Source organism: Rhodanobacteraceae bacterium (assembly GCA_016713135.1).
Classification (GTDB): domain Bacteria; phylum Pseudomonadota; class Gammaproteobacteria; order Xanthomonadales; family SZUA-5; genus JADKFD01.
The window spans coordinates 15760-39943 of the sequence record JADJPR010000018.1; the positions used below are offsets into that span (position 1 = coordinate 15760).

Genomic DNA, 24184 nt, shown 5'->3' on the forward strand with positions numbered 1-24184 from the left:
AACTTAATTACGGAACACCACACTAGGCCGGGATTCCGCCGCACCTGATTCGTACCAATCCTCATCGCGGGAGCGCCCCAAGAGCAACAGCGTTTGGACAAGGTCCAAACCCACGCACAGCAAGCTCGCGGTATCTGTGGGTTCGGACCTTGTCCGAACGCTTCGCATCGCCAGTCCATCGGCGATGAGGATTGGTACGAATCAGGCCGCCGCAAGTGCGAGCGCGCCCCCGGAAACGGCCGTGGGCGGCCCCTTGCGGGTGCCGCCCACGGCTTGCGTTGATCGCTTGCAGCGTCAGTTGTTGCGCGAACGAGCCACCGGGAAGTCACCTTGCTGTCCCGCCGGCACTTCCAGCGGTGTCGCCGTGTTGGTCGAGCGACGGACGATGAACTTCGATTCGCCCGGCGTGGAGCTCGGGCGCCACACAGCGTAATCGTCCAGGCCGTCGCCGTCATAGTCGCCGGTGAGAATGAAATCGATCCCGGAATTCCCGAGTATCACCGTGGGTTGCGCCACGCCCGTCACTGTCTCCCGGGTGGTCCAGTTGATCGAGCCCATGACGCCGCGTGCCACTGTAATGTCGCCGCGCAGATTGCCCGCATGGTTGCCCGGGACGATTACATCCGAGGGTGTGCCGAAATTCGTGTCCAGGAAATTGAAGCCCGAGGTGCCGTCGAACAGGCGGAAACGTCCATTGCCGCCGCCGCCATTCGTCTGGACGCCGATGTCTGCACGCGTGTCGCCGTTGAGATCGATGCCGCCGGTCGGGAATGCGCCGTTTTCGCCAGCGACAAGGGTGCGGATCTGCCCGGTCGAAGACAGCCGAATCAGGAAAAATGACGGGTTTCCGGCCGAGGCGCCTTCGCGATACATCGTGGCATCGGTCACGCCGTCGCCGTCATAGTCGCCCATGGTGTTCGGGTTGTCGCCGGACTGGCCATGCGGGATCAACAGGTTGAAGTCCGCCGGCCGCGAGGAACGCCGCACGTACAGCATGCCCTCGGCTGCGCGCCAGACGGCCAGGTCGGCAATGCCATCGCCGTCATAGTCGCCATCAAGGAAGAAGTCCGAGGCGAGGCCATGCGGGAAAATGAAGGTGGCGCCAGTGCCGCTTCCCGTGCTTTCCAGGATGGTCCAGGTGATCTGGCCATTGGCCCCGCCGCCGGTGTTGCGCAGCGTGGCGAAATCGCTGCGGCCATCGCCGGTGTAGTCGAAGAATGCCTTCTTGCAGATGCCGGCGGCGGCCGATGCGGCGGCTCCCGGGCCGTTCGACACGGTCTCGAAGCCGGACGCGAACATCGACGGCGCCGGCTCCAGCGTCAGGGTGGCGGAATTCACCGAGCCAGTGTCGTTGTTCGCCGTGTCGACAATGTTGACGGTCCAGTTGCCGCTGGCCTGCGCCGAGCTCAGGCCACCGAAGGCCAGGTCCAGATGGGTGGAGCAGCCGCCGACATCGGAGACACCGGGAGCGCCGGCGGTGCTGGTGCGATAGGCGCCCTCGGGGATGGTTTGCGACGTCGACAGCGGCTGGGCCGTGGCCCAGAGGTCGCCGCCCAGGGCGTCGTCGAACACGTAGAAGCCACCCAGGTTCGAGCTCGCGCCCAGGCTGGTGGAGCGCTTGTTGCCGACTTTCGCAAGGATGACCAGGCGCGCGATTCCCGACGGCGCATTCAGCGTGATCCGCAGGTCGCCCACGTAGGTGTGGGTCAGGTTGAGGCTGAGCCGGACATGCTTCAGCGGCCCCTGGAAACCGGTGGTGTTGAAATTGACGGTGCGGCCCTGGGGATCGTTGTCCGGGATCGCGCCCACGCCGGTGCCGGCGTAGTCCACCGCACTTGCGGCGCCGGTCGCCAGCAAGCCGAGTGCCATCGTCCAACCGCGCAGTGTCGTCGTCATGTCGCCTGTCCTTGTTTGCCGAGTCGAGGTGTTGCGCTCGCCGGGGTGCGTGGCGTGGCCGGGCGAGTGCGTTCGACAAGGGGAACGCGCATTCGACAGGGAACCGGACATGCGGCGCGTGCGGCCCATTTCGGCGAGAATCTGTTATCACTCGCGCCCTCAGCCTGACAGGAGTCCATGACCATGTTCCGCACCGCCGCTGCCATCGTCCTGATGAGTCTCGCCGCCACCGGGTGGGCGCAGACCCCGAATCCGAAGGTCCTGATCAAGACCAACCAGGGCGACATCACGGTCGAACTGGATGCCGCCAAGGCGCCGAAGTCGGTCGAGAACTTCGTGGCCTATGTGAAGGCCGGCCAGTACGACGGCACGATCTTCCACCGCGTGATCGACAATTTCATGATTCAGGGCGGCGGCTACACCACCGAACTGGTGCCGAAGGGCGGCGAGCGCGCCCCGATCCAGAACGAGGCGACCAACGGCCTGTCGAACCTGCGCGGCACGCTGGCGATGGCACGCACCATGGATCCGCATTCGGCGACCAGCCAGTTCTTCATCAACGTGGTCGACAACAAGGCGCTGGACCATGTCAGCACCGCCGACGGCCGCACCTGGGGCTATGCAGTGTTTGGCAAGGTGATTTCGGGAATGGAGGTGGTCGACAAGATCAAGGTGATGCCGACCAGCCGGTTCTCGCCCGAGTTCGCAAACCTGCCGCGGCCATACGTCGTGATCGAGAAGGCGACGCTGGTGGAGGAAGCCGCAGCCAAGCCGGCGCAGTAAGCCGGTGATGGGCGCGGTCTATTTCGCGTCCGATCTGCACCTGACGGCGGTCGAAGACCCGGTCTTCGACCGCTTCGTCGTTTTCTGCGCGCGCGTGGCTGCCGATGGCAGCGCGCTGTACCTGCTGGGCGATGTGTTCGAGGCCTGGGTCGGCGACGATGACGATGCGCCGCTGGGCGGGGCGGTCGCCGCCCGGTTGCGCGCGCTCAGCGATGCCGGCGTTGATGTGGCGTTCATGCATGGCAATCGCGATTTCCTCGTCGGCAGCGACTTCGCCGCCCGCGCCGGCGCGCGGCTGCTGGGCGAGGTCGAGTTGATCGAAATGGCCGGCCGGCGTGTCGCGCTGCTGCACGGCGACACCCTTTGCACCGACGACCTGAAGTACCAGACGGTGCGTCGCCAGTTGCGCGATCCGCGCTGGCAACAGGCTTTCCTGGCGCAGCCGCTGGCCGCGCGGCGCGCCTTTGCCGCCCAGGCGCGCGCCGAGAGCGCCTCGCATACGGCGATGGCCGCGGCAGAGATCATGGATGTGAACCCGGGCGCCGTGTCCGCGCTGCTCGCGGAGGGCAATGTGGACTGGATCATCCACGGCCATACCCACCGCCCGGCGGTGCACTGCCTGGATGGCGAACGCAAGCGCGTCGTGCTCGGCGACTGGCCGCGCGCGGCGTCCTGGCTGCGGGTGGAGGGCGATTCCGCAGTGTTGCATTTCGAGGGGCGCGAGGTGCCCGCGTAGGCCGCTGTATCGCGCAGCGATTCAGCGGCAGGGATTGTCAGCGCAGCAACGCAAACGGCACCGGCAGCAGCAGCCACAGCGCCAACTGGCCGAGGATCAGGCCCATCCCGGATTCGTTCGCGTACACATCGCCGATGGTCTTGTCGCCGCGCGCCAGCGGGCGCAGCCAGAGCCAGTCGCGCACGCACTGGATGGCGAAAGCTGTTGCCAGCGGGAGCTGGCGCCAGCCCGCGTATTCGGGGTTGATCAAACGCCAGCCGGCGACGAAGGCCCACAGGAAACAGCCGGTGAAGATCGCCAGGATGATGATGCCGGGCCAGGCCATCTCCTTGCCTTCGCCTGGCTGCAGCACCATCACCAGGACCAGCATCAGCAGCAGTGCGCTGACATCGACGATGGTGATCTCGATCAGTGCATTCGCCAGCGCGTGGCCCGCATCGCCCCAGCCCTGGGTGGCGAACAGCAGCGTGGGTGCGAGCAGCCAGGCCAGGTTCCACGGATTGCGTCGCGCCTGCGCCATGCGCTGGTTGTGCGCGCCGACCGCGAACATCTGCCACACCAGGATCAGGACCCAGCCGGTCAGCACCGCCGGCATGGCCTGGTCATGGGCAACCGCGAGCAGCGCCAGGTAGCCGCACCAGGGCAGCAGCCACAGCCAGGCGAGCTCCAGCCGCTCGCCCAGCGTGCGCCGGGCGTGGTCGCGACTGACCACCGCGACATAGGCATCGAAGACCCGTCGCTTGAGCGCCTCGCTGCGGGCGCGCGCCGCGGCGATCCGGGACTTCTCGTCGGCGTGGCCGGGGTCAGCCACGCTTGATCGGCCGCTTCCAGCCCTTGACCGTCAACTGCCTGGCGCGCGCCACGGTCAGTTCGCCCTCGGGCGCATCCTTGGTGAGGGTGGAGCCCGCGCCGATGGTCGCGCCCGGGCCGATGCTGACCGGGGCCACCAGCGAGGAATTGGAGCCGATGAAGGCACCGTCGCCGATGCGGGTCTCGTGCTTGTTCACCCCGTCGTAGTTGCAGGTGATGGTGCCGGCGCCGATGTTGACGTTGGCGCCGACCACCGCGTCGCCGAGGTAGCTCAGGTGGTTGGCCTTGGAGCCCTTGCCGATGCGCGCCTTCTTGGTCTCGACGAAATTGCCGACATGCGCGCCGGTTTCCAGATCGGTCCCCGGGCGCAGCCGCGCGAAGGGGCCGATGCGGCAATGCCCGCGGGTGGTCACCCCGTCCAGGTCGCAGTGCGCCAGCACCTCTGTGCCGGAGGCCAGGTGGCAGTCGCGGATGCGCACGAAGGGCCCGATGCGCACGCCGTTGCCGAGCGTCACGCGGCCCTCGATGAGCACATTCACATCGATCTCCACGTCGCGGCCGAAGGCCAGTTCGCCGCGCAGATCGAAACGCGCGGGATCGGCCAGGCGCAGCCCCTCCTTGCACAGCGCGCGCGCCTGGCGCCGCTGGAAGTGGCGTTCCAGTTCCGCCAGCTGCCAGGCGTCGTTGGCGCCGAAGGCTTCGTGCGCGTCGCTGCACGGGATCGCCAGCGCCGGCGCAGCGTCGGCGCTGGCCAAGGCGAACACATCGGTGAGGTAGAACTCGCCCTGGGAATTGTCCGGCCGCACCTGGGAAAGCCAGCCCCGCAGCGCCCCGCACTGCGCCGCCACCACGCCGGTGTTGACCATCCGCACCCGGCGCTCCTCGGCGCTGGCATCGCGTTCCTCGACGATCCGCGTCACCCGGCCGTTGGCATCGGTCAGCACCCGGCCGTAGCCGTGCGGATCGTCCAGGTGCGCGGTGAGCACGGCCAGGCGCGTCGGCGCCTCGATCAGCGGCCGCAGGGTCTGGCCCGTCAGCAGCGGAACATCGCCGTACAGCACCAGCACGCGCGCGTCCGAATCAATGTGCGCCAGCGCCAGCGACACCGCATGCCCGGTGCCGCGCTGCTCGGCCTGGTGCACCCAGCGCAGATCGCAGGCATCGTCGTAGGCCTCCATCAGCGCGCCGCCGCGATGGCCGTAGACCACGTGAATGGCCTGCGGTGAGAGTTCGCGCGCGGCGGCCAGCACGTGATCGAGCATCGGGCGACCGGCCAGTGGCACCAGTACCTTGGGCAGGTCCGAGCGCATGCGCTTGCCTTCGCCGGCGGCGAGGACGATGACGTGGAGCGGCTGGGTCGGGAGCATCGATGCCACCTGGGAAGAAGGAAACCCGGGATTATCCACCGCGGCAACCGCCACTGCTTGCCCGGGATCAGGTCAGGACGACACCCGCGCCACCCCGTCGACCACCTCGAAACGGAAGCGCATGTCGAAGCGGAAAGGGCGGGTCTGCTCGCCCACCACCTGCTGGCCGTCCGGCTCGCCGTTGCCGTCCGCATCCGGGCCGTCGGCCCACTCGATCACGCGGAAAGGTTCGAAGCGCCACCGCATCACGGCCTCGCGCACCGCAGCGAGGAAGCGCGCATCCGGCGTCCCGGCGCCTTCCAGCGGATCCACCCGCGCGACACGCCCTTCGCGGTCCACCACGATGCGCACGCTGACCGATTGCGGCGGCAGGCGTGCCGCGATGAGTTCCGCCGGGTAGACCGGCGACAGGTTGCCGGCGCGCTGCATCGGCGGCTCGTGCACTTCATCGGGCTCGGGCTCTGCGACCAGCGTGCCGGGATCCAGGATCAACTCGCCCGACACGCGTCCGGAAGCGGCCGGCTCCGGCGGCACTGGCGGCTGGCTCGCGCAAGCGGCCAGCATCGCCAGCGCGGCGAGCGCGCAATGCCTCAGGCGGCGCAAGCCAGGGTCTCCCCGGCCAGCCAGCGCTCGGTGAACGCATATTGCGCGTCGGCACAGTCGAAGCGCACTACCGCCTGGCGGAAGGCCTCGCCGTCCGCGCGGGTTTTCGCGTACCAGCCCAGGTGCTTGCGCGCGATGCGCAGCCCGTGGTGCTCGCCGTAGAAGTCGTACAGGTGGCGCAGATGGCCGAGCAGGATGCCTGCGGTCTCCGCATCGGAAGGCGGCGCCAGTTCCTCGCCGGTGGCCAGGAAATGTGCGATCTCGCGGAAGATCCACGGCCGGCCCTGCGCGGCGCGGCCGACCAGCACGCCATCGCATCCGGTGGCGTCGAGCACCGCGCGCGCCTTGGCCGGGGAATCGATGTCGCCATTGGCGAGCACCGGGATCGACAGCAGCGATTTCACCTCGGCGATGGTGGCGTACTCGGCCTCGCCCTCGTACATGTCCTCGCGCGTGCGCCCGTGGATCGCCAGCGCGGCGATGCCCGCTGCCTGCGCGATGCGTGCGATCGCCGGCGCGTTCTTCACCGCGCGGCACCAGCCGGTGCGGATCTTCAGCGTGACCGGCACCGGCACGGCGGCGACCACCGCATCCAGGATGCGTCCGACCAGTGCCTCGTCACGCATCAGCGCAGAGCCGGCGTCGACCTTGCACACTTTCTTCGCCGGGCAGCCCATGTTGATGTCGATGATGTCGGCGCCGTGGTCGACATTGAAGCGCGCCGCCTCGGCCAGCTGTGCCGGGTCGTAGCCGGCGATCTGCACGCTGATCGGCGCCGGTTCCCCCGCGTGATCCATGCGCCAGCGGCTCTTCTTGGTGTCCCACAGGCGCGGGTCCGAGGTGGTCATTTCGGACACGGCCAGCCCCGCGCCCAGCCGCTTGCACAGCAGCCGGAACGGCTTGTCGGTGACCCCGGCCATCGGAGCGAGGATCACGGGCGGGGAGATGAGGTGGGGGCCGATGTTCACGGGAAGCACGAGGGCACGAGGGCACGAGGGCACGAGGGCACGAGGGCACGAAACAGCAGGCGGCCCGCGGTGTCAACCGGCTCGGTCCATAGGACCCATTTGGCGAGGTGAATCTGAAGGCGGGGGGCAATGAGAACCGCGAGGACTGCTCTCACGTGCCCTCGTGCCCTCGTGCCCTCGTGCCCTCCAGGGCCGCCAGCACCGCCGCGGTCATCTCCCGCGTCCCCATCGCCGGGCCGCCGTTGGCGATGTCGGCGGTGCGCGCGCCGCTGGCGAGGACGCGGTAAACGGCGTCCTCGATGGCCCGGGCTTCGGTCTCCAGCTTCAGGCTCCAGCGCAGCATCATCGCGGCGCTGAGGATGGTGCCGATGGGGTTCGCCTTGTCCTGGCCGGCGATGTCCGGCGCGCTGCCGTGGATCGGCTCGTAGACGCCCGGGCCGCTGTCGCCGAGCGAGGCGGAGGGCAGCAGGCCGAGCGAGCCGGCGAGCAGCGCGGCCTCGTCGGTCAGGATGTCGCCGAACAGGTTCTCGGTGACGATCACATCGTAGGCGGCCGGCTTGGCGATCAGGTGCATCGCCATCGAATCGACCAACTGGTGTTCCAGCTGGATCGAAGGGAATTCATCGCTCATCACGCGGGTGGTGACCTGGCGCCACAAGCGCGAGGTCTCCAGCACATTGGCCTTGTCCACCTGGGTCAGGCGGCCCTTGCGCGCGCTGGCGAGGCGCGCCGCGAGGCGCACCACGCGCTCGACCTCGGCCACGCTGTAGCTGCAGCCGTCAAAGGCCACGTCGCCCTCGCGCCGCTTCTCGCCGAAGTAGATGCCGCCGGTCAGTTCGCGCACCACCAGCAGATCGACCCCGACCAGCCGGTCCGACTTCACCGGCGCCAGGTCGGCGAGTTGCGGATGCACCGTGACCGGGCGCAGGTTGGCGTACAGGCCCAGCTCACGCCGCAGCTTGAGCAGGCCCTGCTCCGGCCGCACCGGCGCATTCGGATCGCTCCACTGCGGGCCGCCGACCGCGCCGAGCAGGATCGCGTCCGCGCTGCGGCAGGCCGCCAGCGTCTCATCGGGCAAGGGATTGCCGCTGGCGTCGATCGCCGCACCGCCAATCAACGCCTCGCGGAAATCGAAGGTGTGGCCGAAGCGCTGCGCGATCAAGGAAAGCACTTCGGTGGCCGCAGCCACTACTTCGGGGCCGATGCCGTCGCCGGGGAGCAGGGTGATGGTGGAGTGCATGGTTGGGAGGTGGTCCGTGGCGGGTAAGTGACAGGCGAACAGTTGTGGGTTGTGGGTTCTGGGTTGTGGGCGGCGAGAGCCGGCGAGATCGCGACCGTGTCGGTGCGGGCGCGCTTTCGCTGCCCACAACCCAGAACCCACAACCCACAACCAGATGTCAGCTTTCGAATGCCTCGATCGCCGCGCGCTGCGCCAGCAGGTAGCCGAGCTGGTCCACGCCCATCATCAGGCAGCGGCGGGCGAAGGCGTCGAGGATGAACTCGGCATACCAGCCGTCCGGTCCGCTGATGCTCATCGATTCGAGGTCGATGCATAGCTCGATTCCGGGCCGCGCAAGGAGTTCGGCGTGCTTGTCGGGCGCGAGCACGATGGCCACGAGGCCGTTCTTCAGCGCGTTGGAGCGGAAAATATCGGCGATCTCGCTCGAAATCACCGCCTGGAAACCATAGTCCAGCAGCGCCCACGGCGCGTGCTCGCGCGGAGGAGCCGCAGGCGAAGTTGCGCCCGGCGACCAGGATTGCGTGCTCGCGCGCCTCGGGCTGGTTCAGCAGCGCATCGGCGCGCGGCTTGCCATCCGCGTCGTGCCGCCAGTCGTAGAACGCCGCCCGGCCCAGGCCGGTGCGCTCGGTCGTGGTCAGGAAGCGCGCCGGGATGATCTGGTCGGTGTCGATGTTTTCCTGGGGGAGGACCAGGGTGGTGGAGCGGATCGAGGTGATCGGTTTCATTGGCATTTCCGGGAACGAGCATTGGGTCCGCAAAGGACGCAAAGGACGCAAAGAGAAGCGATCGAGGATTGGGTCAAGAGTCCGCTTTTGCGCCCGATTGCCTCCGCTTTCCTTTGCGCCCTTTGCGTCCTTTGCGGACAAGAATCAGCTTTCAACCCAGCAAGGCTCGCGGATCGGCGATCGCGCCCGCAATCGCGCTGGCCGCTGCAGTGGCGGGGCTCGCCAGTACGGTGCGGGCGCCCTTGCCCTGGCGGCCTTCGAAGTTACGGTTGCTGGTCGACACGCTGGTCTGGCCTGGGCCGACCAGGTCGCCGTTCATCGCGATGCACATCGAGCAGCCGGGTTCGCGCCACTGCGCGCCCGCGGCAAGGAAAACCTCGTGCAGACCCTCGGCCTCGGCGTCCTTCTTCACCGCTTCGGATCCCGGCACCACCAGCATGCGCACGCGCGGGTGCACCTTGCGTCCGCGCAGCAGCGCGGCGGCGGTGCGCAGATCGGACAGGCGCCCGTTGGTGCAGCTGCCGATGAACACCACGTCCACCGGGTGGCCGAGCAGCGCCTCGTCGGCGTCGAAACCCATGTAGGCGCGCGCCTTGGTCAATTGCGCGTCATCGCCCGCCGGTACGCGCGCGTCAATCGCCGCACCCATGCCCGGGTGGGTGCCCCAGGTCACGGTCGGCTTGATGTCCGCGGCGTCGATGCGCACCACGCGGTCGAACTCGGCGCCCTCGTCGGTGGCCAGTTCGCGCCAGCGCGCGACGGCCGCATCGAAGTCTGTCCCCTGCGGCGCCAGCGGACGTCCGCGCAGGTAGTCGAAGGTGGTGTCGTCGGGCGCCACCATGCCGCAGCGCGCGCCGGCCTCGATCGACATATTGCACAGGGTCATGCGGCCTTCCATGTCGAGCCCGCGAATGGCGCTGCCGCGGTATTCGATGGCGTAGCCGGTGCCGCCCTCGACGCCGATGGTCTTGATGATGTGCAGGATCACGTCCTTGGCCGACACGCCCGCGCCAAGGGTGCCGTCCACCTCGATCGCCATGCGCCGGGGCTTGCGCTGCAGCAGGCACTGGCTGGCGAGCACATGGCCCACCTCGCTGGTGCCGATGCCGAAGGCGATCGCGCCGAAGGCGCCGTGCGTGCTGGTGTGGCTGTCGCCGCAGACGATGGTCATGCCGGGCTGGGTCGCGCCGAGTTCCGGCCCGATCACGTGCACCACGCCGCGGTGCCCGGAGCCGAAGTCGTACAGGCGCACGCCAAACTCGGCCGCATTGCGCCGCAGCGTCTCCACCTGCGACTTCGCCTCGGCCGTGTGGTACGGCAACTCGCCGTCCGCGCCCGCCGGCAGCGTCGGCGTCGAATGATCCAGCGTCGCCAGGGTGCGATCCGTCCGCCGCACCGGCAACCCGCGCTGCTTGAGCTCGGTGAAGGCCTGCGGCGAGGTCACCTCATGCACCAGGTGCAGGTCGATGTAGAGCACCGCCGGCGCATCGGCGGTCTCGGGCACCACCACGTGGGCGTCCCAGAGTTTGTCGAAGAGGGTCTTGGGCATGGTTTCCTCTTGAAGCTGGCTTTGTCCGCAAAGGACGCAAAGAGAAGCGAAGGGCGAATGATGTGTCCTGCAGGAAGCGACCCGGCGCGACTCCCGCCGAATCAACCTTGCTCTGGCTTTCCTTTGCGTCCTTTGCGTCCTTCGCGGATAAAAAGGCTGTTCAAACGCCTGCCTCTTCCACCGCAGCCGCAGCCGCGCGTGCGCGGGCCTTGAGCAGGCGGTTGGCGACGTCCAGCCAGGCCAGCGCGCTGGCTTCGAGGATGTCGGTGCTGGTGCCGCGGCCGATGTGTTCGGTGCCGTTCCACTCCGCCTCGACGGTGGCCTGGCCCATCGCGTCGGAGCCGTAGCTGATCGAGCGGATGTGGAAGCTGCGCAGCACGATCTCGGCGCCGATGGCGCGGCCGAGGGCGCGGAACAAGGCGTCGACGGGGCCGTCGCCGACCGCGGCCTCGCACACCTCGCTGCCGTCCGGCGCGGCCAGGCGCACGCTCGCGGTGGGCATGCGCGACTCGCCGGTGGCGGACTGGATCGACAGGCTCTTCAGCTGGTAGCTGGAGGTGTTGCCGCCAGTGACGGCCAGCACCAGCGCTTCCAGGTCGGCGTCGTAGACCTCCTTCTTCTTGTCCGCCAGCGCCTTGAACGCGGCGAACACCTTGTCGGTCTCGGCGTCGTCCAGGCTGTAGCCCATGCGCGTCAGGCGGTCCTTCAGCGCATGGCGGCCGGAGTGCTTGCCCAGCACCAGTTCGCTCTTGCTGATGCCCACGTCCTCCGGATGCATGATCTCGTAGGTCTGGCGGTGCTTGAGCATGCCGTGCTGGTGGATGCCGGATTCGTGCGCGAAGGCGTTGTCGCCGACGATCGCCTTGTTGCGCTGCACCTGCTGGCCGGTGATCGACTGGAGCAGGCGCGAGGTGGGGTAGAGCTTGCGCGTATCGATGCCGGTGGTCAGGCCGAAGCGCTCCTGGCGCGTGCGCAGCACCATCACCAGTTCTTCCATCGCCGCGTTGCCGGCGCGCTCGCCGATGCCGTTGACGGTGCATTCCACCTGGCGCGCGCCACCTTCCAGTGCCGCCAGCGAGTTGGCCACCGCCAGGCCCAGGTCATTGTGGCAGTGGCAGCTGAAGATCACACCCTCGGCGCCGCGCACGTTCCGCTTGAGGTAGGCGAACAGTTCGCGCACTTCCTCGGGCGTGCTGTAGCCCACCGTGTCCGGCACATTCAGCGTGGTTGCACCGGCGGCAATCACCGCGCTGAAAACCTCGACCAGGTACTCAGGCTCGGTGCGGATGGCGTCCTCGGCCGAGAACTCGACATCCGCCACATGGCTGCGCGCCAGTTCCACCGCGGCGACCGCGGCATCCAGCACCTGCGCCTTGTCCATGTTCAGCTTGTGCAGCCGGTGCAGCGGACTGGTCGAGATGAAGGTGTGGATGCGCGGTCGCTCGGCGTGTTCCACGGCGCGTGCCACCGCCTCGATGTCGCCGCGTGTCGCGCGCGCCAAGCCGGCGATCGTTGCGCCACGCACCTCGCGGGCAATTCCGGCGACCGCCGAGAAATCGTCCGGACTGGCAGAGGGAAAGCCCGCCTCGATCACATCGACCCCAAGCTCCGCCAGCGCGTGCGCCAGCCGCCGCTTGCCGCGCGGGTCCATCGAGAACCCGGGAGCCTGCTCGCCATCGCGCAGGCTGGTGTCGAAAATGATGACGCGGTTCTGGTCATGCACTGCCATGGTGCTTCTCCGGATGCCCATAAAGCGAAAGCCCCGCCCTCGTGACCGAGGTGCGGGGCTTTCAGGTTTGTCGCTTCCTGTCGCCTGGGGTGACTTAGACCCCTTGGCAGCCGCACACCTCGCGTGAGCGCAGAAGAAGTCGAAGCGCCAGTAGCGCTGCGGCTGCGTTCGTGCTGCGGTGCGGCATGGAATTCATGGCAGCGAGAGTGCATTCGCGGGCGTGGAGATGTCAACCCTACCTTGGTCGTCGCCTCAGGGCCTTCTGGCAGGGGATGCTGGTGTGGCAGGCGCCTACAATCGCGCGCCCCGAACCTGCCTGGTCCTCCCATGCGCGTGCTGCTTTCCGGATTGGCGCTGCTGTCGCTGGCTGCGCACGCGGCTCCGTCGGCCATCACCATCGACGGCCAGGTCGACGAGCCCGCGTGGGAGCAGGCGCAGGTCTTCCGCGATTTCGTGGTGGTGGAGCCTTTCACGTTGGGACAGCCGGCGTATCCGACCGAGGCACGGCTGCTGTCGACGCCGGAGGGCATCGCGATCGCCTTCCGCTGCACCCAGCCGGAAGGCGTGCCGCGGATCCGCGAACGCACGCCGCGCGATGCGGACATGCCGGGCGACCGGGTCAATGTGTTCATCGACTTCAATGGCGATGGCGAGACCGCGTACAACTTCACGATCGCGCTGTCGCACTCGGTGCAGGACGCGACGATCACCAACGAGAATGCCTACAGCACTGACTGGGACGGCGACTGGAAACACCGCGTGGCGGAAACCGCGGACGGCTGGAGCGCGGAGTTCCTGCTGCCGTGGACCGTGGCCTCGATGAAAGGCAGCGATGCTCCGCGACGCACGGTGGCGATCATGTTCGATCGGGTGCTCGGACACACGCGAGAGCGCGCGGGCTTCCCCGCGGCCAGTTTCATGCGACCGCGCTTCGTCTCCGAGTTTCACAAGGTGGAGATCGATCAGTACCAGGTCTCGGTATTCCACGTGTTTCCGTACGCCACCGCCGCCTACGACTTCAAGGGCGATGCGCGCGACGGCAAGGCCGGCGCGGACCTGTACTGGAAGCCGTCCGGCGACCTCCAGCTGACCGCCGCACTGAACCCGGATTTCGGCCAGGTCGAGGCCGACGAACTGGTGGTCAACTTCGATGCCATCGAGACCTTCTTCTCCGACCGGCGCCCCTTTTTCACCGAGAACCAGGCGTTGTTCGACGTGCGCACGCCGGACAACGGGCTGCTGATCTACACGCGCCGCATCGGCGGGCCGCGCGACGACGATCCGGCGCGCGCAGCGGAAATCGACCTGGCGCTCAAGCTCAATGGCTCGGCGCTGGGCCTGGATTACGGCGTGCTCGCGGCGCAGGAGGCGGAATACGCGGACGATGTCGGAAGCCTGTTCTATGCGCAGCGGCTGCTGCGTGCCAGCGGGGCGCTCAGCGTGGGTTACCTCGGCACCTATGTCGAACGGCCCTTCCTCGGTCGCGAGGCACTGGTCAACGCGGTCGACGCCACCTGGCGCGTCAATGATCGCTGGGCGGTCACCGGCCAGGCGATCGCCAGTGGAATCGAGCGACCAGGTGCCGACAAGGACGGCAGTGGCGCGTGGGCGCGCATCGACTACACACCGGATCCGAACCTGCGCCAGGAACTCGAAGTGACGCACTTCGACCGCGAGCTGGACTTCAACGACATGGGCTTCCAGCGCCGCGCCAGCCTCAACGAGGCGGAATGGACGATCCAGCGGCAGCAGCCGGTGGACGACGAGGCCTCAGCCCTGCGCAACACCAGTTGGACCTTCGAGTTGCAGGCGCGCAGCAACGATGCCGGCGACCGGCTGCCGCTGGTGTTCATCGGCAACCGCAGCTGGGGGTTTCGCGACGGATCGGAACTGTCGCTGGATCCGTATGTGGAGAGCGCCGGGTACAACGACCTGCTGTCGCGCGGGAACGGCCTGGTCTACTTGCCGCAGCGCACCTCGATCTTCATCGAGTACGACACCCGGCGCTTTGCCAGCCCAGTACGAGATCGGCGGCGGCTGGCGCGAAGAGGGCCTCGGCGGAGGCAATCTGGCTTTGTGGGGTGGCGTGCAGTGGTTCGCCCGCGAGAACCTGACACTGGAGGCCAATTTCGGCTGGGATGATGGGCGCGACTGGTTGATCTGGGACAGCGGCGCGCTGCTTGGGCGCTACCAGCGCGAGCAGCTGAGCACCGACTTCAACCTGGATTGGTTCCCTGCACCCGGGCACGAGTTCCGCCTCAAGCTGCAGTGGCTGGGCCTGAACGCATTCGACGCGCGCGCCGTGCGCATCGGTGCGGGTGGCCGGCTGCATCCGGCGGACGACGTGCTCGAGGACTTCGTCGTCAACAACCTCGGCCTGCAACTGCGCTACCGCTGGGAGTTCGCGCCGCAGTCGGACCTGTACGTGGTTTATGGCCGCGGCGGCATCGTCGAACGCGCCGGACGCGAGCGCGATTTCGTCGAGCTGCTGGACCAGGCGCTCGAATTGCGCGACGCCGACCAGGTGCTGGTGAAGCTGCGGCGCAGGTTCTGAGGGGAGCGACGGCCAGTTGGCCCCCGGTGCGAGCGGCTTCAGCCGCGAGCCTTTTCGGCGATCGGCGTACAACCGCTCTCACCGAACATCAGATAACTCATTGATCTGAAGAGCAGTTTGTCCGCAAAGGACGCGAAGGACGCAAAGAAGAGCGGAAACCGTTTTCGCTTCCTTTGCGTTCTTTGCGTCCTTTGCGGACAAAAAAGTAGCGCGGGTCGCGAAGAAGTTCGATGCGCGAATAAGCGCACCGGCAGGGGCGACCGGAACTCTCACCGAACATCCGATAACTCATTGATCTGAAGAGCAGTTTGTCCGCAAAGGACGCGAAGGACGCAAAGAAGAGCGGAAACCGCTTTCGCTTCCTTTGCGTTCTTTGCGTCCTTTGCGGACAGGGGTCGCGTTGGGCGGCCGCTCCTTTGCTTGCTCCCGGACAAAAGTGGCGCGGGTCGCGAAGAAGTTCGATGCGCGAATAAGCGCACCGGCCAGGGGCGGCCGGGACTCTCACCGAACATGTCGCAAGGCATTGATTTATAAATTATAAATTCGGATGGCACGAGGGCAAGAGGGCACGCAAAGGCGCGCCTTCGCACCGAACCGGCTCTTGCGTGCCCTTGTGCCCTCGTACCCTCGTGCCCTCCAGTTCGATGCGCGAACAAGCGTGCCGGCAGGGGCGATCGGGACCCACAAATCAGCGGCCGGGTGCGCCTCTCGCCGCCAGATAACCGCGCCCGCGCTCCATCAGGGCCACGAAGCCGATCTCGTCGCCCTCCTCGACGCAGCGCACCAGTTCGCCCACGGCGCGCTTGAGGGCGCCGAGCGCCTCGCCGCGGTAGGCGTTGAGGCTCTGGATCTCGTAGTACATCCGCGGGTTTTCGCCGGCCACGCCGCTGGCGATCTTCAACTGACGGTCGAAGGTGGTGGAGGACATCTGCGCCAGCTTCGGTGCGGCTTCGCCGGAATTGGCCAGCGCGGTGAAGAAGGCGATGTTGAGCGCGTGGCTCAGGCCGAGCACGTAGGCGATCAGGTGGTCATGCTCCGCCAGCGGCATCTCGACCGCCTGCACCATGGTCTCGGCGAACAGTGCGCGCGCTTCCTTCACTGCCTCCGGCGCGCCGACCGGCATGAAGATCACGTGGCGGTCCGACAGCAACTCGGTATCCGGCCCGAACATCGGGTGCACCGAGCACACGCGCAATCCAGCCGCGGCGCAGGCTTCAAGGCCCTCGGTCAACGGGGTCTTGAGCGAGCCGATGTCGAACACCAGGCCTTTGGGCTGGCGCTCGGCGAGCCCGAGCAGGATCTCGTTGCTGCGCTTCATCGGCGCCGCAACCACGATCAGGTCCTGGCCCAGCGCACCGTCCTTCCAGTCGCTGCGCCCGCTCACGCCCTCGGGGGTGCCGGTGGGGTCAGCCACTTCGACATCGAAGCCTTGCGCGGCCAGGAAGCGCACGAACCAACGGCCCATGCGTCCGTTGCCGCCGATGACCAGCGCGCGCCGCCCGCCGCCCTGTCCGGCCAGGCGCACGCGGTCCTGTTCCTGGGTGGTCAGCGAGGATTCGATCAGCAGCTTCATCACCTGCTCGGCGATGCCCGGATCGAGGCCGACGACCTCCGCCCTGCGGCGGACATTGGCGATCACCTCGCGCTCGCGCTGGAAGTCGCGCAACTGCTTGCCCTGCGCATGCTTCCAGCGCCCGATCTCGGCGACCAGTGCCTGGCGCCGCTGGATCGCTGCAATCAGTTCGGAATCGACGGTATCGAGTTCGGCGCGGAGTTCGGAGAGGGGGCGCGGGGCAGCGGTGGCTTCGGTCATGGAGGGGATGAGTTCGCAGAGGAGCAAAACGTAAAACGTGAAACGTCAATGCGCACCCGATTGCCGGGCGCGGCCGATTGACGTTTGACGTTTGACCTTTGACCGCTGTTCCGCCTCACCCCGCGATGTACTGCTTGAGCTGTTCCACTTCCCCTTCCAGCCCCTCGATGATCGAGCGTACCAGGTCGCCGATGGAAAGCATGCCGACGACCTTGCCGTCGTCGACCACTGGCAGGTGGCGGATGCGGCGGTCGGTCATCAGGCGCATGCATTCCTTGGTGCGCGAGTTCGAGGACACGGTGACCAGCGGTGCCGGGGTCATGATCGCGGAGACCGGGGTGTCTTTCGACGAGCGGCCCATCAGGATCACCTTGCGCGCGTAGTCGCGCTCGCTGAGGATGCCGAGCAGCTGGTCGCCCTCCATCACCAGCAGCGCACCGATCGACTTGTCGGCCATCAGGCGGATGGCTTCCAGCACCGGGGCGTCCGGAGACAGCCGGTAGATTTCCTGACCTTTTCCGGCAAGCAACTGGCTGACTGGAACCATCGTCCGTCTCCGCAGGTGGTGGCGTGGCTCACCATCTTTTCACGCGCTGGCGAAGCGTGCAAACGGTTTGGTGAAATCTCGCGGGGTTGGTCAGGGTCTCCGCGATTGGCCAGCCTGCTCCCCGATTCAGTGCCTTGCGCCAGCAGCCCTCAGTGACGAATGGGGCCTCGACGCTTTCGGGCAAAGGCATCCAGCCTTCGTGGACGCGGTCGCGGTGGGCGGAATGGAAACGATCGTCGACTGGCGCAATACACCGGCCTACGCAGGTCCCGAGCGTAGGCCGGGGTGGCGCGCAGCGGCTCCCCGGCCCGCACGCAGACGGCCAGTCTCAACCGTAGCGTTCTTCGAGGTAAGCAAAGGCCGCGCGCAGGCCCTGGCAGTCGCCGCCGGCGGGGCGGCCGGGCTTGCCGTCGCTCCAGCAGTAGGTGTCGAGGTGCGCCCACGGGATGCGGTCCGGAACGAAGCGCTTGAGGTACAGAGCTGCGGTGATGCAGCCGGCCATGCGCGAGCTGCCGGCGTTGTTGAGGTCGGCGATCTTGCTGTCGAGCAGGCTGTAGTAATCCTCCCACAGCGGCATCGCCCACAGCGGATCGCCGGCTTCCCGCCCCGCTGCGACCAGGTCCAGCGACAGCTCTTCGCGGTTGCTGAAGACCGGCGGCAAATCGGGGCCGAGCGCGACACGCGCGGCGCCGGTCAGGGTGGCGAAGTCGAGGATCAGCTCCGGCTCGGACTCGCTGGCGTAGGTCAGCGCATCGCACAGGATCACGCGGCCCTCGGCATCGGTATTGCCGATCTCGACACTGAGCCCGGCGCGCGTGGCGATGACCTCGCCCGGCCGGTAGGCATTCGGGCCGACGGCATTCTCCACCGCGGCGACCAGCAGTTGCAGTCGCACCGGCAGGCCGGCTGCCATCACCAGGCTGGCCAGGTGGATCGCCACCGCCGAGCCGCCCATGTCCTTCTTCATCAGCGCCATGCCGTCGGAGGGCTTGAGGTCCAGGCCGCCGGTGTCGAAGCACACGCCCTTGCCGAGGATGGCCACCCGCGGATGCGCGGGGTTGCCCCAATTCAGTTCGACCAGGCGCGGCGCGCGATGGCTGGCGCGGCCGACCGCGTGGATCGCCGGGAAGTTCCTGGCCAGCAGCGCCTCGCCGGCAATCGAATGGAACTCGGCACCATGCTTTGCGGCGAGTTCGGCGATGACGTTTTCGAGATGCTCGGGACCCAGGTCCTCGGTCGGCGTGTTGACCAGATCGCGCGCGCCGTGCACCGCCTCGGCGATCCGCGCGATCGCCACACGCTCGGCCTCCGGCTCCAGCACCAGCGAAGCCAGCGGGCGCGCCGCTTTCGGCTTGTAGCGCAGGAACTGGTAGGCGCCGAGCGCGAAGCCGAGCGCCAGGCGCTGCTGCGTGCCGGCCGGCAGCGCGTTGCTGAGGGTGTAGCTCTGCGGCGGCAGGGTCAGCGCGGCGTTGCCGAGCGCCCACACATCGTTGTTCCCGCGCACGCCCACCACCGCACCCGCGAGGCGGCCGCTGCCGTCGAAGCGCAGCGCCTGGGTGTAGCGCTTGCCCTCGAAGCGTTGCGCCGACAGTTGCGCGCGGGTGGCTTCGTCCTGCGCGGCAATCCAGGCGGCGTATTCGCTTTCGAGGACGATCTCGATCGGGACGGCATTTCCAGGATCGGAGGTCAGGATCGCAGCGAGGCTCATCGGGGATTCCCGGGTGGACAAACCCCGGATGTTACAGCCTCGCGCGTGAGGGTAAACGGCGCTCGATGGCCAGCATCAGCCGGCCCAGCGCCGTCGGCAGCAGCAGCGCACCGATCGCCATTCCGCTGAGATTGGCCGCCAGGTCCGCCAGCTCCGCCGTGCGCGGCGGCAACTGCGACTGCAGCAGCTCGATGGTGATCCCGTAGGCGAGCAAACCTCCGGCCACAGCCAGCCTCCGGCGCCAGCCGCCGCCGACCAACTGGCCGAAGTACAGCATCAGCACGCTGTAGGCGAGCGCATGGTTCAGCTTGTCGCTGTTGGGCAAGTCGAGGTCCGGCCCACGGATGGGCAGCAGCGACAGCGCGGTGATCAGCGCCAGCAGCGCGCAGCCGAGGGACCACCAGAGGCGGGAGAGTTGGGGCAGGGCGGTCAAGAGTGAAAAGTGAAAAGTGAAGGGGAAGCTGTGAAAAGTGAAAAGTGAAAAGTGAAAAATGAAAAGGGCGGGGCGAGATACCGGTCCGCGCACTTCCGTGTCTTCAGTCCGGCCGTCCCGTCAGTTGCCGAACTCCCTTCTTTTCACCTTTACTACCCTCAGGGGAAGTGGGGAGTCCGGTCCGCGCACTTCCGTGTCTTCAGATCCGGTCCTGCCCGAGCCCGTCAGATTGCCGAACTCCCCCTTTCACTTTTCACTTTTCACCTTTCACCGCTTCACCCCAACATCCTCCGCTGCCCCTCGCCCAGCAGTCCGTCTGGCAGCCATGTTTCATCGATGCCGCGGCCGAGGAGCATGATCTTGAAGCGTTCGCCCATTTCGCCGGGCAGCATCAGCTGCTTGACCTGGCTGGTGATGCGCAGGCGGGCGCGGTCGTCGAGGGTGTCGAGGTGGGCGAAGATCCTTTCGATGCCGGCGCCGAGCAGGAAGCCGCTCTGGTTCTCGTAGGCGACGAGGTCCAGGCCGCAGTCGATGCCGGCTTCGGCCAGCGCGGTGAAATCGACCGAGGCCGAGAGGTCGTTGAGGCCGGGGTACCAGTACGGATCGGCATGCGCGTGCTGGCGGTAGTGGCAGATCAGCGTCCCGTCGCCACGGTCGGGGCGGTAGTACTCGGGGCGCCCGTAGCCGTAGTCGGCCAGCAGCACCAGGCCCCGGCGCAGCGGCGCGCTGACGGCCGCGAGCCAGGCGCCGAGTTCCGGGATCACTTCGCTGGTGTAGCCCGGCGGCAGCCGCGCGGGCAGGTCGCGCTGGATGCGTTCGAAGGCGGCGCAGACGCCGGGACGTGCCGGGATTCGGGTCTCGACGAAACGGCCGTCGCTAACATCGACGGCCAATTCCGTGGCGCCGTCCGGCGCGACCACGAAGCGCGCGCAGGCCAGCGCATCGACCACTTCATTGCCCACGATCGCGCCGTCGAAAGGTTGTGCGGGCGGCTGGTCCAGCCATTCGACCCGATCGGCCAGCGCGGGCAGCGCCTCGTGGATTCTCTCGCGCTGGCGCTGGCGCAGGTCGGCGCTGCGTTCGAGGATCCGGTAGCGCGCGGGCAGGGCATCGCGCCGGGCGAGGGCGCCGAGCAGGTCGACCGCCAGCGCGCCGCTGCCGGCGCCGAGTTCCATCAGCACCGGCGAGTCGAACTGCCTGAGCGTGGTCGCCAGCGCCTCGGCGAGGGTTTCGGCAAACACGCTGCCCAATTCCGGCGCGGTGATGAAATCCCCCGCCGCCCCGAACTTCTGCGCCCCGGCCGCGTAATAGCCCAGCCCCGGCGCGTACAGCGCCAGCTCCATGTAGCGCTGGAAGGGCATCGGGCCCTGCGCGGCGATCTCGCCGGCAATCAGTTGGCACAGGCGCGCGGAGTGTGCGCGGGCGTGGTCGTCGGGTTCGGGCAGCATGCGGGTCAAGCTGGGGAGGGCACGAGTGCACGAGGGCACGAGGGCACGCAAGAGCAAGGGCGTGCTTCGAACTCGCTGTTGCGTGGCCTCGTGCCCTCGTGCCCTCGTGCCCTCGAGGGGCGCCGTGTCCGTTTCGCCCTGCAAAGCCCGATCATCAGAGTGGCCTCAACGGAGCAACTGCGCCAGGTCTTCCTTCGACGGGCCTTCGCCGAGCGCGGTCTCGGCGGCGATGCGCCACGCCAGGCAGGCGCGTTCGGGTTCGCCGCGGGCCGCGGCGAGGCGCGCAGCTTCGGCGATGGCCAGCGGGCGCGGCGCCAGGCTGAGCGACAGGCGCAGGTACTCCTGGGCCTTGCCGGAGATCTGCTCGATGCGGCACCAGCGCGCCAGCGCGAGCAGCAAGCCGGGGCTCTGCGGGTGCTGCAGCAGCAGCTTCTCGGCACGCTTGATGCGCGGCGACGCCTGTTCCACCGGCGCCTGGGCGTAGAGTTCGGCCAGCTCCTCGCTCCATTCGCGCACCAGCGCGGCCTCGATCGCGGTGGCGGCGAGGTCGCGGCTGCCCACGCGGGATTCGGCGCGGATCAGCGCCTGCAGCACCATCTTCTCGCGCCGTTCCTGGCGGCTGAAGCGCTGCCACAGGGCGTCCAGCGCGGCGCGGTCGGCGGCCTGCTCCAGCGCCTGCGACCACACCCGGCGTTCCAGCGCAGCCAGTTCTCGATCGCCAATCTGGCGGCGTTCCGCCAGCCGTTGCAGGGCCGACACCGCCTCGCCGGCGCGCCCACGCGCGAGCAGGCCCTCGATCAGCGCGCGCAGCACCACCGGTGCGGCATCGGCGGCCTCGGCGCGCTTGACGATGGCGGCGAAGGCGGCCTCGTCGCCGCGCTCGGCGCGCCAGGCATCGGCCAGCAGCGGGGCGACGCGCTGGCCGCGTTCGAGTTCCATCGCATTGCGCAGGATCTCGTCGACCAATCCGGTCTCGCCGCGCTGGTGGGCCACCTCGGCGGCGCTCAGTAGCGCCGACAGGCGCAGCCGCGGCTCGGTGCTGGCGTCCAGCAGGGCGCGCTGGGCATCGTGCAGATTGCCTTCGAAGGCGAGCACCAGCCCGTTGTCGAGTTTCTCGGTGGCGCGCGTACGCCTGTGCCAGCCGAAGCGCCGCGGCCAGCGCACCACCAGGGTGTAGATCGCCAGTGCGAGCAGCGCGAGCAGCGCCACGACGATGCCGAGGAAAACCACGCTGGTCTCCACTTCCCAACCCTGGAAGCGCACGTAGACCATGCCGGCATCCTGGCGCAGCCAGTAGCCGATCAGCGCGGCCGCGAGGGCCAGCAGCAGGAACACGCTCAGCCGAAGGATCCAGGCCATCGTCTCAGCCTTGCGGCGCGGTGTCGGCGGCGTCCGCCGATTCGCCGTCAGGCGCGGCCGGCGCGTCGCCTGCAGCTTCGGGCACGACCGGCGGGATCACGTCGAGGTGCCCTTCGGGCGCCTCCGCGGGCGCGGGATCCGGCGGCAGCGCGGCCGCGGGTGCGTCGACCGGCGTGGACGGCTCCTGGGCCGGCGCCGGCGGCGCAGGTTCCGGGGCGCCGCGCAGGCGCGCCAGCTCGCGGCGGGCCTCGCCCAAGCTCGGCAGCGCCGGCGCCAGCGGCGCGCTGCGGATCTCATCCAAGACCGTCAGCGCGGCGGAGACGCCGTCATCGGCGGGATCGAATTCCGCCTGCAGGCTGGCGCGCACGGCCTTGATCGCGCGCAGCGCCAGTTCACCCTCGCCGCGCAGCAGCAGCAGGCGCGCACGGCTCAGGTCCAGCGCCATGCGTTCGCGCAGGAGCGGCCCACCGGCGGCATGCTCGTCCGGGTCGACGCGGCGCACGCGGAAATAGCGGTCGATGCTGCCGGCGGCGCGCCGCCACCAGCCCGCTGGTGGTGCGTCGCCCGTGGCGGGCGCGCCATCGCGACCGCGCAGCGGCCAGTGCGACACGCCTTCGGCCAGTCCATCCAGGCGGCCGAGGATCACCGGCAAATCGGCCACGGCGATGGCCGCCAGCGCATCGCGCTCCAGCGCCAGCGTCTGGCGCACCGAGGTGGCGCGCGGATCGCTGACCTCGGCGAGCTGCGCGTCGGCCAGTTCGAAACTCGCGCGCGCCCCAGCGACATCGCCAAACAGGCGCAGGCGCTCCTCACCCAGGCGCAGCAGGAAATCGGCCTCGGCCAGGCGCACCGCATCCACGCCTGGCGCGGCGCCGCGTTCCATCCCCGCCAGACCATCCTCGACCAGGCCCACGCGTTGGGTCAGCCCGAGGACCTGTTCGCGCAGCGCCCGGTTGACACGCGCGGCGTCGTCCAGGCTGCGCTGCAGGGTGGCGACGTCCACGGCGGCGGCGGCGGGCGCGGCAGTCTCGTCCGGCGTCGCGGCGAAGTTGTCGTCGGCCGCGGGCGACCTGTTCCACAGGTACCAGCCAGCTGCCGACACCAGCCCGACCACGAGCAGCGCCCATGGCCAGCGTGCAGCCCTGCGCCTGGCTGGGGCAGGGCTGGCGGCGGTCGCGGGTACCGATTCGCGCAGGGCGGCGTCGGTCGGGTCGGCTTGGTCGGACATAGAACCGGGTTAAGAATTCGTTTGGAGGGATGGTAGCGGATCGTTACTGCCAGCGCACCCCAGCGGCTGTGACGGCGAGGTCTTGGATCCCGATGAACGAATCGTGCCGCCCGGGAGAGCCAGAAAGGCGTTGGCCAGGGGCGCAAAGTGGAGGTGGGGGCCGTCAAGGAAGGCTCCAGAACGAGCAGCATGCGTGACACCTCGGCCAGCGTTGCGTCCTCGCTTGCTCTCGTCCGCGTACTTCACGTCCAATGCGCTTCCGGGCAGCTCTCGCGGCAGTGGCAAGCACATGGTCTGGCGGATTCCAGGCGGCGACTGGCTGGTCCGGGGGCGGAGCAGCACCATCCAGCTCAGCTTGAGCCGTAACCGCGTGCGCCTGCCGGACGGTAGCCTGGTACGCGAATCCTGCGAGTACTTCCGGATTGGTCCGGACGGCGCGCTGCTGCAGCGCTATCCCGGGCCACAGACATCGACGGTCGACGATGACCTTTACGCGTTCGACATCCACGTCGTGCTGGATGGCGCTCTGCACCGATGCACCTGGATCGAGAACTTCCGCGATGGCGACGAACTGCGCGACAGTGTCTGCCTGACCGGGCTGGAGGCGGCCGCTGTCGGCGTACTTCCCGAGGCGGTCGCGCAGGCAATGGCGCGGCTGGTGGCGGCATGAAGCGCTGGTTTGCCATGT

Annotated in this window: 20 protein-coding genes and 1 pseudogene; 5 read left to right on the top strand and 16 right to left on the bottom strand. The window is 68.3% G+C overall.

The window, feature by feature from the left end; genetic code table 11:
* Window positions 1-294: 294 nt before the first annotated feature.
* Window positions 295-1896 carry a proprotein convertase P-domain-containing protein gene (locus tag IPK27_14470; GenBank protein MBK8068778.1) on the bottom strand — a complete coding sequence of 534 codons (1602 nt, stop codon included), beginning with the start codon at window positions 1894-1896 and terminating at the stop codon, window positions 295-297.
* Between the two features lie 183 nt (window positions 1897-2079).
* Between IPK27_14470 and IPK27_14475 the strand changes: the two genes are divergently transcribed.
* Together IPK27_14475 and IPK27_14480 are read left to right on the top strand one after the other, a co-directional pair.
* Complete coding sequence (locus IPK27_14475) at window positions 2080-2679, top strand: peptidyl-prolyl cis-trans isomerase (protein MBK8068779.1); 600 nt, start codon at window positions 2080-2082, stop codon at window positions 2677-2679.
* 7 nt (window positions 2680-2686) lie between these two features.
* The gene (locus tag IPK27_14480; GenBank protein MBK8068780.1) at window positions 2687-3415 is read left to right on the top strand and encodes a UDP-2,3-diacylglucosamine diphosphatase; all 729 of its coding nucleotides are present in this window, start codon (window positions 2687-2689) and stop codon (window positions 3413-3415) included.
* A 37-nt stretch (window positions 3416-3452) separates the two neighbouring features.
* On the opposite strand, the gene IPK27_14485 is transcribed toward IPK27_14480, so the two are convergent.
* The 8 genes and pseudogenes from IPK27_14485 to IPK27_14520 all read right to left on the bottom strand — a co-directional run bounded on the left by IPK27_14485 (window position 3453) and on the right by IPK27_14520 (window position 12427).
* A complete protein-coding gene (locus tag IPK27_14485) occupies window positions 3453-4226 on the bottom strand; it encodes a hypothetical protein (GenBank protein MBK8068781.1) in 774 nt (257 codons plus the stop codon).
* Entirely contained in the window at window positions 4219-5592 is a 1374-nt protein-coding gene (glmU, locus tag IPK27_14490; GenBank protein ID MBK8068782.1) for a bifunctional UDP-N-acetylglucosamine diphosphorylase/glucosamine-1-phosphate N-acetyltransferase GlmU, read from the bottom strand. Before glmU ends, IPK27_14485 begins: the two co-directional genes overlap by 8 nt.
* A 72-nt stretch (window positions 5593-5664) precedes the next feature.
* Entirely contained in the window at window positions 5665-6195 is a 531-nt protein-coding gene (locus IPK27_14495; protein MBK8068783.1) for a hypothetical protein, read from the bottom strand.
* Window positions 6183-7163, bottom strand: a complete 981-nt coding sequence (gene dusB, locus IPK27_14500; GenBank protein ID MBK8068784.1) for a tRNA dihydrouridine synthase DusB — start codon at window positions 7161-7163, stop codon at window positions 6183-6185. Before dusB ends, IPK27_14495 begins: the two co-directional genes overlap by 13 nt.
* A 151-nt stretch (window positions 7164-7314) precedes the next feature.
* Window positions 7315-8403 (bottom strand): 3-isopropylmalate dehydrogenase, encoded by a 1089-nt coding sequence (gene leuB / locus IPK27_14505; protein MBK8068785.1) that lies wholly within the window; start codon window positions 8401-8403, stop codon window positions 7315-7317.
* 157 nt (window positions 8404-8560) lie between these two features.
* Window positions 8561-9128, bottom strand: a pseudogene (gene leuD / locus IPK27_14510) (3-isopropylmalate dehydratase small subunit).
* Between the two features lie 151 nt (window positions 9129-9279).
* Entirely contained in the window at window positions 9280-10677 is a 1398-nt protein-coding gene (gene leuC, locus IPK27_14515; GenBank protein MBK8068786.1) for a 3-isopropylmalate dehydratase large subunit, read from the bottom strand.
* Between the two features lie 160 nt (window positions 10678-10837).
* Window positions 10838-12427, bottom strand: coding sequence for a 2-isopropylmalate synthase (locus tag IPK27_14520; protein ID MBK8068787.1), 1590 nt, complete (start codon window positions 12425-12427; stop codon window positions 10838-10840).
* A 306-nt stretch (window positions 12428-12733) separates the two neighbouring features.
* On the opposite strand from IPK27_14520, the gene IPK27_14525 reads away from it, so the two are divergent.
* Together IPK27_14525 and IPK27_14530 are read left to right on the top strand one after the other, a co-directional pair.
* On the top strand, window positions 12734-14548 hold the full coding sequence (locus IPK27_14525; protein MBK8068788.1) for a hypothetical protein: 1815 nt from the start codon (window positions 12734-12736) through the stop codon (window positions 14546-14548).
* The gene (locus IPK27_14530) at window positions 14493-14960 is read left to right on the top strand and encodes a hypothetical protein (GenBank protein MBK8068789.1); all 468 of its coding nucleotides are present in this window, start codon (window positions 14493-14495) and stop codon (window positions 14958-14960) included. The genes IPK27_14525 and IPK27_14530 overlap by 56 nt, the downstream gene beginning before the upstream one ends.
* Window positions 14961-15648: 688 nt before the next feature.
* Here IPK27_14530 and IPK27_14535 read toward each other — a convergent pair.
* The 7 genes from IPK27_14535 to IPK27_14565 form a co-directional block, all read right to left on the bottom strand.
* Window positions 15649-16773 carry a bifunctional chorismate mutase/prephenate dehydrogenase gene (locus IPK27_14535; GenBank protein MBK8068790.1) on the bottom strand — a complete coding sequence of 375 codons (1125 nt, stop codon included), beginning with the start codon at window positions 16771-16773 and terminating at the stop codon, window positions 15649-15651.
* Between the two features lie 115 nt (window positions 16774-16888).
* Entirely contained in the window at window positions 16889-17320 is a 432-nt protein-coding gene (locus tag IPK27_14540) for a CBS domain-containing protein (GenBank protein ID MBK8068791.1), read from the bottom strand.
* A gap of 328 nt (window positions 17321-17648) precedes the next feature.
* Entirely contained in the window at window positions 17649-19028 is a 1380-nt protein-coding gene (locus IPK27_14545) for a leucyl aminopeptidase family protein (protein MBK8068792.1), read from the bottom strand.
* 31 nt (window positions 19029-19059) lie between these two features.
* Window positions 19060-19461, bottom strand: coding sequence for a VanZ family protein (gene vanZ, locus IPK27_14550; GenBank protein ID MBK8068793.1), 402 nt, complete (start codon window positions 19459-19461; stop codon window positions 19060-19062).
* A gap of 275 nt (window positions 19462-19736) precedes the next feature.
* A complete protein-coding gene (locus IPK27_14555) occupies window positions 19737-20918 on the bottom strand; it encodes an SAM-dependent methyltransferase (GenBank protein ID MBK8068794.1) in 1182 nt (393 codons plus the stop codon).
* 156 nt (window positions 20919-21074) lie between these two features.
* The gene (locus IPK27_14560) at window positions 21075-22268 is read right to left on the bottom strand and encodes a hypothetical protein (protein ID MBK8068795.1); all 1194 of its coding nucleotides are present in this window, start codon (window positions 22266-22268) and stop codon (window positions 21075-21077) included.
* A 4-nt stretch (window positions 22269-22272) separates the two neighbouring features.
* Window positions 22273-23496, bottom strand: a complete 1224-nt coding sequence (locus IPK27_14565; protein MBK8068796.1) for a uroporphyrinogen-III C-methyltransferase — start codon at window positions 23494-23496, stop codon at window positions 22273-22275.
* Between the two features lie 223 nt (window positions 23497-23719).
* Between IPK27_14565 and IPK27_14570 the strand changes: the two genes are divergently transcribed.
* Entirely contained in the window at window positions 23720-24166 is a 447-nt protein-coding gene (locus IPK27_14570; protein ID MBK8068797.1) for a hypothetical protein, read from the top strand.
* Window positions 24167-24184: the final 18 nt, after the last annotated feature.

Bases quoted from the DNA above. Each gene is read 5' to 3' on its own strand.
- IPK27_14525 (MBK8068788.1), top strand. From the start codon at position 12,734: ATGCGCGTGCTGCTTTCCGGATTGGCGCTGCTGTCGCTGGCTGCGCAC.
- IPK27_14540 (MBK8068791.1), bottom strand. From the start codon at position 17,320: ATGGTTCCAGTCAGCCAGTTGCTTGCCGGAAAAGGTCAGGAAATCTAC.
- glmU (MBK8068782.1), bottom strand. From the start codon at position 5,592: ATGCTCCCGACCCAGCCGCTCCACGTCATCGTCCTCGCCGCCGGCGAA.
- IPK27_14470 (MBK8068778.1), bottom strand. From the start codon at position 1,896: ATGACGACGACACTGCGCGGTTGGACGATGGCACTCGGCTTGCTGGCG.
- IPK27_14480 (MBK8068780.1), top strand. From the start codon at position 2,687: ATGGGCGCGGTCTATTTCGCGTCCGATCTGCACCTGACGGCGGTCGAA.
- IPK27_14560 (MBK8068795.1), bottom strand. From the start codon at position 22,268: ATGGCCTGGATCCTTCGGCTGAGCGTGTTCCTGCTGCTGGCCCTCGCG.
- IPK27_14565 (MBK8068796.1), bottom strand. From the start codon at position 23,496: ATGTCCGACCAAGCCGACCCGACCGACGCCGCCCTGCGCGAATCGGTA.
- IPK27_14545 (MBK8068792.1), bottom strand. From the start codon at position 19,028: ATGAGCCTCGCTGCGATCCTGACCTCCGATCCTGGAAATGCCGTCCCG.
- leuC (MBK8068786.1), bottom strand. From the start codon at position 10,677: ATGCCCAAGACCCTCTTCGACAAACTCTGGGACGCCCACGTGGTGGTG.
- IPK27_14475 (MBK8068779.1), top strand. From the start codon at position 2,080: ATGTTCCGCACCGCCGCTGCCATCGTCCTGATGAGTCTCGCCGCCACC.
- IPK27_14520 (MBK8068787.1), bottom strand. From the start codon at position 12,427: ATGGGCATCCGGAGAAGCACCATGGCAGTGCATGACCAGAACCGCGTC.
- leuB (MBK8068785.1), bottom strand. From the start codon at position 8,403: ATGCACTCCACCATCACCCTGCTCCCCGGCGACGGCATCGGCCCCGAA.
- IPK27_14535 (MBK8068790.1), bottom strand. From the start codon at position 16,773: ATGACCGAAGCCACCGCTGCCCCGCGCCCCCTCTCCGAACTCCGCGCC.